The organism is Chitinophaga sp. S165 (assembly GCF_003182155.1).
Classification (GTDB): domain Bacteria; phylum Bacteroidota; class Bacteroidia; order Chitinophagales; family Chitinophagaceae; genus Chitinophaga.
Genome location: NZ_QGTG01000008.1, coordinates 77,141 through 90,553, shown reverse-complemented (window position 1 = coordinate 90,553; position 13,413 = coordinate 77,141). Strand labels below are relative to the sequence as shown.

At 45.8% G+C, this 13,413-nt stretch carries 13 protein-coding genes; 8 read left to right on the top strand and 5 right to left on the bottom strand.

Annotated elements, in window-relative coordinates; genetic code table 11:
* Positions 1 to 16: 16 nt before the first annotated feature.
* The 4 genes from rsmG (at position 17) to C7475_RS25315 (ending at position 1,982) form a co-directional block, all read left to right on the top strand.
* On the top strand, positions 17 to 640 hold the full coding sequence (gene rsmG / locus C7475_RS25330) for a 16S rRNA (guanine(527)-N(7))-methyltransferase RsmG (protein ID WP_110056211.1): 624 nt from the start codon (positions 17 to 19) through the stop codon (positions 638 to 640).
* A gap of 135 nt (positions 641 to 775) precedes the next feature.
* Positions 776 to 1,333 (top strand): RNA polymerase sigma factor, encoded by a 558-nt coding sequence (locus C7475_RS25325; protein ID WP_110056446.1) that lies wholly within the window; start codon positions 776 to 778, stop codon positions 1,331 to 1,333.
* Positions 1,334 to 1,344: 11 nt separating this feature from the next.
* A complete protein-coding gene (locus C7475_RS25320; protein ID WP_199236288.1) occupies positions 1,345 to 1,740 on the top strand; it encodes a hypothetical protein in 396 nt (131 codons plus the stop codon).
* Between the two features lie 32 nt (positions 1,741 to 1,772).
* Positions 1,773 to 1,982 (top strand): hypothetical protein, encoded by a 210-nt coding sequence (locus tag C7475_RS25315; RefSeq protein WP_110056445.1) that lies wholly within the window; start codon positions 1,773 to 1,775, stop codon positions 1,980 to 1,982.
* A gap of 456 nt (positions 1,983 to 2,438) precedes the next feature.
* Here the strand turns inward: C7475_RS25315 and C7475_RS25310 are convergent, their stop codons facing one another.
* The 5 genes from C7475_RS25310 to C7475_RS25290 form a co-directional block, all read right to left on the bottom strand.
* The gene (locus C7475_RS25310; protein ID WP_110056210.1) at positions 2,439 to 4,319 is read right to left on the bottom strand and encodes a M1 family metallopeptidase; all 1,881 of its coding nucleotides are present in this window, start codon (positions 4,317 to 4,319) and stop codon (positions 2,439 to 2,441) included.
* A gap of 42 nt (positions 4,320 to 4,361) precedes the next feature.
* Positions 4,362 to 5,030: a 16S rRNA (cytidine(1402)-2'-O)-methyltransferase gene (gene rsmI, locus C7475_RS25305; RefSeq protein WP_110056209.1), complete on the bottom strand. Its 669-nt coding sequence runs from the start codon at positions 5,028 to 5,030 to the stop codon at positions 4,362 to 4,364.
* 106 nt (positions 5,031 to 5,136) lie between these two features.
* Positions 5,137 to 5,382, bottom strand: a complete 246-nt coding sequence (gene purS / locus C7475_RS25300; RefSeq protein WP_110056208.1) for a phosphoribosylformylglycinamidine synthase subunit PurS — start codon at positions 5,380 to 5,382, stop codon at positions 5,137 to 5,139.
* A gap of 48 nt (positions 5,383 to 5,430) precedes the next feature.
* A complete protein-coding gene (locus tag C7475_RS25295) occupies positions 5,431 to 6,204 on the bottom strand; it encodes a phosphatidylcholine/phosphatidylserine synthase (protein ID WP_110056207.1) in 774 nt (257 codons plus the stop codon).
* An 82-nt stretch (positions 6,205 to 6,286) separates the two neighbouring features.
* Positions 6,287 to 7,579, bottom strand: coding sequence for an aminopeptidase P N-terminal domain-containing protein (locus C7475_RS25290; protein ID WP_110056206.1), 1,293 nt, complete (start codon positions 7,577 to 7,579; stop codon positions 6,287 to 6,289).
* A gap of 450 nt (positions 7,580 to 8,029) precedes the next feature.
* Here C7475_RS25290 and pckA point away from each other — a divergent pair, with 450 nt between their 5' ends.
* The 4 genes from pckA (at position 8,030) to C7475_RS25270 (ending at position 13,396) form a co-directional block, all read left to right on the top strand.
* Positions 8,030 to 9,631, top strand: a complete 1,602-nt coding sequence (pckA, locus tag C7475_RS25285) for a phosphoenolpyruvate carboxykinase (ATP) (protein ID WP_110056205.1) — start codon at positions 8,030 to 8,032, stop codon at positions 9,629 to 9,631.
* A gap of 157 nt (positions 9,632 to 9,788) precedes the next feature.
* On the top strand, positions 9,789 to 10,676 hold the full coding sequence (gene folD, locus C7475_RS25280; protein ID WP_110056204.1) for a bifunctional methylenetetrahydrofolate dehydrogenase/methenyltetrahydrofolate cyclohydrolase FolD: 888 nt from the start codon (positions 9,789 to 9,791) through the stop codon (positions 10,674 to 10,676).
* Positions 10,677 to 10,793: 117 nt separating this feature from the next.
* Positions 10,794 to 11,423 carry a 7-carboxy-7-deazaguanine synthase QueE gene (locus C7475_RS25275; protein ID WP_110056203.1) on the top strand — a complete coding sequence of 210 codons (630 nt, stop codon included), beginning with the start codon at positions 10,794 to 10,796 and terminating at the stop codon, positions 11,421 to 11,423.
* A gap of 77 nt (positions 11,424 to 11,500) precedes the next feature.
* Complete coding sequence (locus tag C7475_RS25270; protein ID WP_110056202.1) at positions 11,501 to 13,396, top strand: OmpA family protein; 1,896 nt, start codon at positions 11,501 to 11,503, stop codon at positions 13,394 to 13,396.
* Positions 13,397 to 13,413 lie beyond the last annotated feature (17 nt).

The window sequence follows — 13,413 nt, the reverse complement described above, 5'->3', positions numbered from 1 at the left end:
TACAGATCACTACATCATGGATATCGTACTCAAATACTTTTCAGACTTTACGGAAACACAGTTGCAGCAATTGGAAGCATTAGCCGGTTTATACCAGGAATGGAATGAGAAGATCAATGTGATCTCCCGTAAGGATATTGATGCGTTGTATGAGAAACATGTATTGCACTCCCTGAGTATAGCAGCCATTGCTGACTTCCCGGCAGGCACCCAGATCCTCGACCTGGGAACAGGCGGCGGTTTCCCGGGAATTCCTCTGGCCATCTTTTTCCCGGAGGTTAAGTTCCACCTGGTGGATTCTATTGGCAAAAAGATCAAAGTTGTGCAGGGAGTATCTGAAGCACTTGGATTACAAAATGTGACTTCCGCCCATACGCGTGTGGAAGACATTAAGGACCGGAAGTTCGACATCGTCGTTTCAAGGGCGGTAGCCCCCCTGAAAGACCTGTGGCGCTGGAGCAAGCCGGTATTAAAGAAAGCTCCGGCTCATGAGCAGCAGCCTGGCCTTATCTGCCTGAAAGGCGGAGACCTGACGGAAGAAGTAGCGGAGAGTGGCGTACGCCCCCGTATGACGAACATCTTTAAGTTGTTCCCGGAAGAATTTTTTCAGGAAAAACATATTGTTGTTGTAAATAAATAACTGAGAATCAACCAATCTGTTAAAAGAAGCCAGGAAATATTATAAAAACTTCGTAAACTGTAAAATATCCAATCTTTTTTTTCGTCTCCCTATAGTAAGATGAAAGAATTGCTCCTTAAAAAAACGCCTCTGGCTATGGCTGCAGAACAAAATGAGCGCATCCAGGAAACGGTGCGACAGGAGCGCAAACGCTTACTCCATTTTATCCGGAAGCGGGTAAATAATGTGGCTGACGCGGAAGATATTTTACAGGACGTTTTTTACCAGTTTACAGAATATTCCCGGTTGGGTAGTCAGATCGACTCCATGACCGCCTGGTTATTCACTGTAACCCGTAATAAGATCACCGACTGGTTCCGTAAAAAGAGAGAATCCACATTCAGCGAGCATACCCGTGAGCAAGATGGAGAAGAAACCCTGTTCCTTTCAGAAATGATAGCTGACCCGGGTGCGCTAACTGATGCGCCCATGACCCGTAAAGTAATAGCAGAGTCTATTATGGAAGCTATTGATGAATTGCCCGAGGAGCAGCGCATGGTGTTCCTGCAACATGAAATAGAAGGCAAGTCCTTTAAGGAAATGTCTGCCGAAACTGGTATTTCCGTCAATACCTTATTATCCAGAAAAAGATATGCAGTGCTGTACCTACGGGAACGGCTGGCGGAACTGTACAAAGAACTTTTAAAAGATTAAAAACATTATATATGCAACGTCGTGTTCCAAAGATCGCACATGTGTTCAAGTTCATTGTACTTGGCATCCTCTTCGTTTGTGCAATCGGCTTCTCTGTACAACTCCTCTGGAACTGCCTGATACCAGATCTTTTCCATGGTCCGATTATCACCTTCTGGCAAGCCATCGGTCTCTGCCTGCTTGGCAAATTGATCTTCGGATGGCATGGTAATGGCGGCGGCCCATGGGGTATGAGAGCCAAACAACAGTGGCGCAGAAAGATGATGGAAAGAATGGAGCATATGTCAGAAGAAGAAAAAGAGAAATTACGCGAGAAAATGCGCCGCTGCAGCATCAGCAACCGTTGGGGAAATGAGAGCTTTTACGATGAACAAAAAGATCAACCGAAAACAGAAACAAATCAATAATGTTAGCTGTAAACCACATAACACCATTTGCCATGATAGGTATATTCAAAACCAATATAGCTACACACGAAGACAGGCAAAATATTCTGCAGGCTATCCGTAACAGGTTTGAAGTAGGTCAATGTCATGTTGACCTGGAAGACTGCGATAAAGTTTTACGCATCACTGAGATGAGTGTACAGGAAAATGACGTGATCGATTTCGTGAAGAAGCAGGGGTTTGATTGTGATATCTTAGAATAGTGCGCTTGTTTTTTAGATAGATAGACTATTGTCATATGAAGGCTGTTCCGTGAGGAGCAGCCTTTGTGTTTTAGAGAACATTGAACAATCCGGTTTCCCCTTTCTTCCTCCTCCGACATTTCGGGGACAATAACACCCATAAACACGGTTTAACCCCTAAAAAACGACAGTTTTGGCCTATTTAGACACCCTAAAAGCTTTTAGGACAGGGTCTTTTATCGCTACGTCCATATCGCTTTACCGTCACTTCCATATCATTTTACCGTCATCTCTATATCGAAGGGATATACAGATGACGGTAAAGTGACGGCCAGATGACGGTTTCGCGATATGGAGATATAGAAACCTGAACGATACCGTAAGGGTTACAGTTGGTATTGGCTTGCTTTTTTCAGGGCAATAAAAAAGGTATAACCGGATGGCTATACCCTTTTTTCCTATTATATCCGGGAAATACTATCTGTTCATCACATTATTATTCCTGTTCACATCAGCCATTCTCTCGCTGGGATCAATCTCGATCTTTACGATCTCACTCAACGGAATATTCACTTCCACGTCATATGTTCTGTTTGTCCACGGCCAGTAGTCATGCACTACGCGAGGTATGCTACTATCTTCATTAGGCTTGGAACCAAACATCAGTGACATAGGGATGTAATGCATTACTTTTTTGCCGTCTTTACCTGTGATCAACAGATCTATCGGCATCGGCATATTGTCCACACGTTGTAGTCTTACAAAGGTCTTTCCATTACTTTCAAATGCGCTATCAACAGCATAGTCGATATGCTTGGTAGTGTACACGAAGTATTGCTTGTACCAATCCAATTGCAGGCCACTCTCCTTTTCCATTACGCGAACAAAATCATTCACGTTAGGATGTTTGAAACGCCATTCCCAATAGTATTTCAGGAGGCCTTTATCACGCGCAGAAGCACCGATGATGTAACCCAGTTGTTCGAGGAATACGGCGCCTTTTGAATAGGCGGAAAGACTATAACCATAGTTACTGTTATAGTGATCGGAATGTGTGCTTAACGGCTCTTCATAACCACTTCTCAGCAAAGCAAAATAACCGTTGTATGCACTTGTTTGTGCAGTAGGCGTTTTCAGTGAATCCAGTGTATGGAACACTACATTATTTTCTGCGAAAGTAGTGAAGCCTTCGTCCATCCACGGATAGAGACTTTCATTCGTAGCCAGCATGCCCTGGTACCAGGTATGCATCCACTCATGCGCGGCGAGGCCGTATAAACCTTCCAGCTTGCCGTTACCCATGATCAGCGTAGCCATCGGATATTCCATACCACCATCGCCTCCCTGTATGAAGGAATAGCTTTTGTAAGGATAGGGACCATAATGTGCCTTGATGTATTTATAGGCATCAGGGATCATTTTAGCTAATGCAGGCCATGTAGTTTTGGTGATCTCATTCTCTATGTAGAAGAAGTGCGCTGTGAAGCCATCCACCTGCTGGGTGATATGTTTATAATCAGGATCAGCGGCCCAAACAAAATCATGTACGTTAGGTGCAACGAAACGCCAGGTCAGTTTCTCACCGGCAGGGCGCAGTACCTTGCTACCGGTCATTTCATATCCATGTCCGATCTGGTTAGGATTCTGCAGAGATCCTGTAGCAGCTACGACAAACTTTTTATCAATCGCGATGTTCACTTCATAGTCTCCCCAAATGCCGTAGAACTCACGTGCGATATAAGGAGTCGGATGCCATCCTTCATAATCGTACTCACACATCTTAGGGTACCATTGCGCCATGGAGTAATCCACTCCTTCAGAGTTATTACGTCCGCTACGGCGGATCTGTACCGGCACCTGTGCTTCAAACTCCATATCAAAAGTAGTGGTACTATGAGGCAGGACCGGTTTAGCCAGCGGTACTTCGAGGATGGTACCGATCACGTTATATTGCTGATTGGCGCCATCTCTTTTCAAAGACAGTATTTTCTGATAACCTATCTGATCGGGTTGCAGCTTCGAGATACGATCAGTTACACGGCCATCCCAATCACGCTTTTCATTTCCGTTCTTATCTTTATACAGCACTGTCTGCCCTAGTTCACGGCTGCGTACGTCCATCATACTGCCGGGCTGGAACGCGTTCCAGTACAGGTGATAAAAGACCTTATAAAGTGTGTCAGGAGAGTTATTGGTATACTGCAATTTCTGCTTGCCGCTAAAGCGATTGGCAGCAACATCCATATTTATGTCCATTACATACTTTACTCTTTGCTGCCAGCGGTCAGACTGGGCCTCTGCAGTATGCCAGCCGGCTACCAGCAGGCATACCAGCAGGCATTTCGTTGTTTGCTTCATTCCTGTATTAGTAGTTTACGTTTTTAGGTTGATTACCGGGTGCTAAGACTTGCCCTCCACGATCAGGACGATTTCCCCCTTGACGCCTTTCTCGTTAAAATAATCATGTACTTCCTGTAAAGTACCTCTTTTATTTTCTTCAAACATCTTGGTAAGTTCCCGGCTTACACAACATTGACGGTCCGGCCCGAAATATCCGATCAGGTCGGCCAATGTTCTGACCAGGCGTTGAGGAGATTCGTAAAATACCAGTGTACGCTCATCCGTAGCCAGCTGGGTGAACAATGTATGCCGTCCTTTCTTCAAAGGAGGAAATCCTTCGAAAGAAAAACGGTTCATCGGGATGCCGCTATTGACGAGTGCGGGCACGAAAGCCGTAGCTCCCGGCAAACATTCCACGGGAACACCGGCCCTGATACATTCGCGTACCAGCAAAAAACCAGGATCGGAAACTCCCGGCGTACCTGCATCTGTGATCAGGGCCATCGTTTTACCTGCCTGTAATTGCTGTACAAGGTGCTGTAATACTTTATGTTCGTTATGCTGATGGTAGGGTGTAATGGGCTTATTGATATTGTAATGCTTCAATAAGACCCCTGAGGTGCGGGTATCTTCCGCCAGCACCAGGGCCGCTTCTTCCAGTACTTTGACTGCGCGGTAGGTGATATCGGCGAGATTGCCTATGGGAGAAGGAACAAGATATAACTTCATACAATTGCGGATTACAAATTACGAATTACGAATGACATGCAGCGATGATCTTAGATGCTATAGGCTCATTCGTAATTCGACATTCGTAATCCGTAATTGCTGTTTTTTACTGGATGCTTACTTCAAAAGACTCCATTACCTGGTTTGCCAGCAGTTTCTGACAGGCATTTTCAGCCAGTTGTTTAGCTTCTTCTTTGGTAGCTGCATCTATCTGCAAGGTGATATGTTTTCCAATCCTTACGTCGTGTACATTGTTGATGCCCAGGTTCTTTAAACCACTCATTACCGCCTTACCCTGAGGGTCCAGTAATTCTTTCAGCGGCATCACATTAATATGTGCAGTAAACGTCATTTTTTAAAAATTTTGACGCAAACCTAAGACATAAATCGCAAAAAACAACTACTTAACGGCATTACCGGTAGAAGGTTTTGACACAAGAGAGAGCAGAACGTAGCATACAAACACAAAAGGCACGGTCGCAAATTTCAGCACAGGAATACCTGCTATTGACAATGCCACCAGCACAAAACGGGCCCAGTTAGGCTTGATCTGCAGGCTCTTGAACTTCAGGCTTAGCATGGGAATTTCGGCTACCATCAGGTAACACAGCAGGGCGATAATCGTATATAATACCCAGATATTCTGTAGCCAGTGGGCCAGGTTGAAAGGATTATATAAAATGATCAGTGGGAATGAAGCTACCAGGAGGCCAACTGCCGGTGTAGGTATACCTATAAAATTTTCTGACTGACGGGTATCCAGGTTGAACTTGGCCAGTCTGTAAGCGGCAAAGCAGGGTACCAGCAGTGCAGGCGCCAGGTTTACGTAAGAAACGTCAAATACATCCGGCATACGCATATAGGCACTACGCAACAGGCGGAACAGCATCAGGCCGGGAACCAGTCCGAAGGTGATCATGTCAGCCAGCGAATCCAGCTCACGGCCGAAAGGCGATTGCAATTTGAGCCATCTGGCAGCAAGTCCGTCGGTAAAGTCAAATAAAGCCGCCAGCACCACGAGGGCAGACGCCCAGTAAACCGGTTCCGGGTTTGTAATTGTATACTCCACTCCGTTGAACTCCGCGATATACTGCGGAGCATGCAGGATATAGATAACGGCAAGGGCGCCGCAAAAAAGGTTACTGAGAGTAAGGATGTTAGGTAGTTGCTTCATTTGTATTCAAGCCGATCGTCTATGGAAATGCTCTCCATAGACGATCGCAGTTTTAGCATTAAATATTTAGTAAATATATATACTATTTCTTCATCAATGACTCTATCTCATCGGCAGTAATCGGAATATTCTTCATAAGGTCTACATTTCCACCTGCTGTCAGCCAGATATTGTTCTCAATACGTATACCCATTTGTTCTTCCTCAATATAGATACCAGGTTCCACCGTCATCACGGAATTTTCCGGGATAGGCTGATGGAAGGACGGACCCAGGTCATGCACCCCTACTCCCAGATGGTGAGAGATACCGTGGTACAGGTATTTGCGGTAAGCCGGCGCTTCAGGGTCCTGGTTCTTAATGTCTTCCTCTTTCAGCAGTCCGATCTTCACAAACTGTTTTCCTGCCTCGACGCCTACCATATCATGATATTTCGCAATGGTCAGACCTGGCCTGAGAATAGATTTTGCATAGTTATGCAGATGCAGACAGGCATCGTATACCTCCCGCTGACGGGCAGTGAACTTACCATTTACCGGAACGGTACGGGTAAGATCGGCATTGTAGCCGCCATAGGCAGCTCCAAAATCCATCAGGATCAATTCACCGTCTTTACACTCCTGGTTATTAAATATATAGTGGAGGATACGTGCCCGGTCTCCACTTGCAATAATGGAACCGTACGCTTCTCCGTCCGACCTGTTACGCAGGAACTCATGAAGGATCTCGGCATGGATCTCATGTTCCCATACACCGGGACGGATGAACTGCAGCAAACGGCGAAAGGTCTTTTCAGTGATATCTATTGCCTGCTGCAGCACGGTCACTTCTTCGGACGACTTAACAGCACGCAGTTTTTTGAATATTACCGCCGCACGCAGGTAATTGTGCAAAGGGTATCGGCTGCGCAGTTCTTCTGCATAGCGGTAATCCCTTACCGGCACCAGGCTGGATTTGCGGTTATTTTCATTAGTGTTCAGGTAAATATTGGTAGCGTCATGAATCCAGGGTTGCAGTAAAGCATCCAGGGAGTCCAGCCATACAACGGTAGAAATACCGGAAGCAGCGAATGCCTCATCCTTTCTCAGGCGGTGACCATCCCACTTTTCTTTTAGCTCGTTGGGACGTACGAGGACCAGTACTTCCCTGTATTTAGGATCCGGATTGTCGGGGTACAAGATAACCATCGTATCCTCCTGCTCGATACCTGTCAGCCAATACAGATCTGCATTCTGCTGGAACTTATGCAAAGCGTCGCCATTGGTAGGTAATTCATCGTTAGAATTAATGATGGCAATGGACTGAGGCTGCATTTCTGCAATAAAGCGCTGGCGGTTCTTAATGAAGATCTGAGAGTCTAATGGTAAATTTTTCATATTCTTTTTTTACGGTGGTGTATGTAAAATGCGCGTCAAACCTACTGAATTTCACAATAATCACCACCTTCTCTTTTATAGTCAGGGACTTCCTGTTTACGTATTGTTATTACGTTGGTCCGGGTCCCTGTTAAAGGGAACCCAGCGTAATGTTTTTATAGCTAGATACAGAATAGGTGAAGAATAGAAATGGATAGAAATAAATATCAAATAACATTTAGCGGACTGTAATATAATGAAATATACTTGTACCCCGGTGCGACAATAAGTGTATTGACACCACTTAATTCTTTACCGTTTCTTGCAAAACAGTCAGATCCATTTTAGATAATTATCAAACGAATATCCATTTAGCAGTTACAATTTCTAAATTTAACCAAATCTGCAGCCTTTAATTTGAAAATATTAAAAAAAGCCTAGATTTGCTTACTACACCAAAACAATCTTACCATGCAAGTGAGCAGTGTAAGGAATCCTGTTGCCGACCTATTAGAGTTAGGTATCAGGCAGACGAATCGTATTTTCTACCAGCTGGAGCCAACAGAACTGATCGCACAAACAGTTGCTTCAGGACAGGGAATCATCACCAGCAACGGCGCTCTTGCCGTGAACACCGGACAATTCACCGGTCGGGCTCCCAAAGACAAATTTATTGTAAAAGATGAGCTTACAACTGCTACAGTTAACTGGAATGATTTCAACATTCCGGTTAACCCTGGCGTTTTTGATAAGCTTTATGAAAAGATCACCGGCTACTTTGCCGGCAAAGACGTATGGGTACGTGATGGGTACGCCTGTGCCGATCCTGCATACCGTGTGAACATTAAGGTGATCACTGAAACGCCCTGGGCCAACCTGTTTGCCTACAACATGTTCCTGCGGCCTATTGAAGAAGAGCTGGATTACATGCATCCGGAATGGACCATTATCCAGGCGCCTGGCTGCCTGGCGGATCCCGCTACGGACGGTACGCGTCAGGCTAATTTTGCCGTTGTCAATTTCAGCAGGAAGATGATCATCATCGGCGGAACAGCTTATACCGGTGAGATCAAAAAAGGTATTTTCACTATTCTCAATTATATACTTCCTCAGGAACATGGGGTATTAAGTATGCACTGTTCTGCAAACCAGGGAGAAAAAGGTGATACTGCTATTTTCTTCGGATTGAGCGGCACGGGTAAAACGACCCTGAGCGCAGACCCCGAACGTAAGCTGATCGGCGACGATGAACATGGCTGGGCAGCCGATAACATCTTCAATTTTGAAGGTGGTTGTTACGCGAAATGTATTGACCTGAGTGAAGAAAAAGAACCGCAGATATTTCATGCTATCCGCGAAGGCGCATTGCTCGAAAATGTACGCTGCTATACAGGTACTACAGATGTGAACTATGCAGATAAGTGCATCACTGAAAATACGCGTGTATCTTATCCGCTACATTACATCGATAATGCACTGATACCATCGATAGGTAACATTCCCGAAAATATTTTCCTGCTTACATGTGATGCTTATGGCGTCCTGCCGCCTATTTCCAGGCTTACGCCTGAACAGGCTATGTATCAGTTCATCTCCGGTTATACCGCCAGGGTAGCCGGAACTGAAGCTGGCATTACTGAACCTACAACTACTTTCAGCACCTGCTTTGGCGCTCCTTTCCTGCCGTTACATCCTGTTAAATATGCCTCCATGCTGGGCGAAAAACTGCGCCGTCATAAAGCAAAAGTGTGGCTGGTCAATACCGGCTGGACAGGAGGTGCATACGGCACCGGTCAACGTATCAAACTTTCCTATACCCGCGCCATGGTAGCTGCCGCGCTGAAGGGACAACTGGACAAACTTGCTTATAAGGACCATCCCGTTTTTGGATTCTCTATACCTGAGTCCTGTCCGGGCGTACCGGCGGAATTACTGGACCCGTCCAACACCTGGGCCGATAAAGCGGCATATGACAAACAGGCTAATGAGCTGGGACAGAAGTTCGTACGCAATTTTGAGAAGTATGCCGATCAGGCAACACCGGAAATTTTATCTGCATCTCCAAGAATTTAGCTATATTGGGCGACCAAGCCCTGCCTTTAAAATTTCCACTACTATTACAAGTTCGATGATTGTACAGGTTGTACCTGTCGCAAAACAAGTGACCTATTCATATTCTTGACAGGGAACTTGTTTTGCGGAACTTGAAAGGAAATACCTACCTTTGCGCATGCAAATTTTAGACGGTAAACTTGTTTCAGCGGCTGTTAAGGCCCAATTGGCAGATAAGGTAACTGAATTGAAAGCGTTGGGCGAAAAGGTTCCTCACCTGGCAGCCATCCTGGTTGGTAATAATCCGGCCAGCGAAACTTATGTGGCATCTAAGGTAAAATCCTGCGCCGAGATCGGTTTTCACTCCACCCTTTTACGCTTTGATGCGAAGATTTCTGAAAAGCATTTACTGGACAATATCACATTGCTGAATGAAAATGCAGATATTGACGGTATACTCGTACAACTTCCTCTTCCTAAACATATTAACGAAGAACTGGTGATCAACACCATTGATCCGAGCAAGGATGTAGATGGCTTCCATCCCATGAATGTCGGTAAAATGGTAGCAGGACTGCCTACTTACATTCCGGCAACACCTTACGGCATTATGCTGATGCTTGAGCACTACAACATTCCTACAAAAGGGAAACATGCTGTAGTGATCGGCCGCAGTCATATCGTAGGTACGCCCATGAGCATACTGCTTAGCCGTAACGCCAATCCCGGTAACTGTACAGTGACATTGACCCACTCGCAGACAGCTAACCTGAAGGAAATCTGTCTCCAGGCAGATATCATCGTGGCAGCGATAGGCCGTCCGAACTTCGTAACAGCAGATATGGTAAAAGAAGGAGCAGTAGTGATCGACGTAGGTATCAACCGCATTGAAGACGCCAGCAAAAAGAGCGGCTTCAGACTGGTGGGTGACGTAGATTACAACGCAGTTGCGCCAAAAACCAGTTTCATTACACCGGTGCCAGGTGGTGTTGGTCCTATGACCATTGCAGCATTGCTCAAAAACACCTACCATGCTTCTCTGGGCCAGAAGGTAAACATGAACTAAAAATATCCTGTAAAACGCTTAACACTTTGTATGCCTCACAGCCTATAAAGTGTTAAGCGTTCTGCATTTCCGGGGGATGAAACGAAAGGATCTCTCCCATTTACGTAACTTTGTAAAATGTCAACAATAACAGCCGATATCGCAACATCTCTTCAGCTTCCTGTAATGGAACGTTTCTACACCCTGCAGGGTGAAGGAAACTACCAGGGTCAGGCTGCGTATTTTATACGTCTGGGCGGATGTGATGTAGGTTGTCATTGGTGTGACGTGAAAGATAGCTGGGATGCCTCCCGTCATCCGCTGCTTGCTATTGATACCCTCGTACAGGATGCAGCAGTACACCCAGGCCGTATTGCAGTGATCACAGGTGGCGAGCCCCTTATGCACAACCTGGATGCCCTGACAGCTGCCCTGCACAAGGAAGGTTTCCGTACACATATGGAGACTTCCGGTTCATCCCCTCTAAGTGGTAACTGGGACTGGATCACACTCTCCCCTAAAAAGTTCAAGGCCCCTCTTCCGGAGATATGCAGCGTGGCCCACGAACTGAAAGTGGTGATCTTCAACAAAAGTGATTTCGCCTGGGCTGAACAATACGCAGCACTGGCAGGCCCTCATTGCAAACTCTACCTGCAGCCGGAATGGGACCGTGCTGCCCAGATCACTCCTCTGATCATTGACTACATAAAGGAAAATCCCAAGTGGCAGCTCTCTTTGCAGGTGCATAAGTACATTAACGTACCTTAAAGCCACGACCCTACATCACTTTATCACATTACATTTGTGGTTTTTTTCATATATTGGCGGCCAAGCCAATCTAAGTTATGAATAGAGTCCTCCTATTGATGAGCAGTTGCATTTTGCTATGTCTGGAACTGAGCGCCCAGGTCATAACATATGAGAATGCAAAAAAGAAAGCGCAGAAAAGTTTTGATGATGCTCAGATGGCGGTAAGGGAATACCGTATGACAGACGCTATTGATCTGCTGAAAGATGCTGTGCGGCAGGAACCGGGATTCACAGACGCTTACGGGCAGATGACCATCACGTATGCGGAAATGAAGATGTACAAGGAAGCCATCACTAACTACGAAATACTGAAAAGACTTGATAGTCCATCCACCAGACCAGCTATGCTGCCTTACGCTAAAGCATTGGCCGGTGAAGGACGTTTCAGCGAGGCACTGGCTACCGTTAAGTTGTTCAATCAGACTAACAAGGCAAAAAATCCCAGGGCCGAAGCGCTTGAGAAAGCCTATGAATTCGCTGCCAAAGCAGCTTCCAAGCCAGTGCCGTTCAAGCCGCGTAATATGGGGGACAGTATTAATACTAAGGACCCTGAATATTTCCCGTCCCTGACCATTGATGGCCGTACGCTTGTCTTTACCCGTCGTGTGAACAATAAGAATGAAGATTTTTATGTGTCTGAAAAAGATGATAGCCTGGGCTGGATGCCAGCCTATAGCTTCGGCTCACCGGTAAATACATCCAACAATGAAGGAGGACAAAACATCTCCCAGGATGGGAATATGCTGGTGTTCACCGGCTGCAACTTCCCGGGTGGAAGAGGAAGCTGTGACATCTACTACTCTATCAGGACAGAAGAAGGATTGTGGGTGGAACCAATGAACATGGGCTCTCCTATCAATACGCGCGACTGGGATTCACAACCAAGTTTATCTGCAGATAAACAGACCCTGTACTTTGCCCGTGAAACGCCGGACGCAGGCTCTGAGATCTTCATGAGCAGGTTGCAAGCTAATGGTAAATGGGGATACCCGGAAAGACTGGATTCCAATATCAATACATCTGGCCGTGAAGCCACTCCTTTCATACATCCGGACAATCAGACCCTGTATTTTGCTTCTAACGGCCATCCGGGCTTTGGTGATATGGATATCTTCTTTTCACGCCGTCAGCCTGATGGTAGCTGGGGACCCGCAGTAAATCTGGGTTATCCTATCAACACTGCCGACGAAGATGCAAGTCTCGTTGTTGCAGCAGATGGTAAAACTGCTTATTTCGCGTCGGATAGATCTGATAGCCGCGGAGCGCTTGATATTTACAGCTTTGAGCTGTATCCGGAAGCACGTCCGATGAGAACACTGTTTGTAAGAGGTTATGTGTACGATGCGAAGACAAAACGCAGACTGATCGGTAATGTTGAACTGTTTGACCTGGAAACAGGAAAAATAGCTGCCACTGTTCGTACTGACAGAGTAGGCAACTATATGGTGCCATTACCAACTGGTAAAGACTATGCCTTCAATGTAAACCGTAAAGGCTATCTGTTCTATTCAGATAATTTTTCTCTTAAGAATATGCCGAGCGATTCAATGTTTGTGAGAGACATTCCGCTGGTGCCATTGGATACAAGTGCTGTAATGGTATTGTACAACATCTTCTTTGATACCAGACAATTTACACTCAAGCCGGGTTCAGAAGTAGAGTTGAACAAACTGTTAGCGTTAATGCAGGAGAACCCGACCCTGATCACTGAGATCAGCGGGCATACAGATAACATCGGTATGGATAAGGACAACATGATCCTGTCGGAACGCCGTGCACAAGCCGTAGTGAAATACCTTGTAGATAAGGGTATACCGGCTGAAAGGCTGCAGGCCAAAGGTTATGGAGAGACGCAACCTGTTGCGGAGAATAATACTCCGGGCGGAAGGGCTGCGAACAGAAGGACGGAGTTTAAGATCCTGAAATTGTAACGAAGAAAATACTTTCA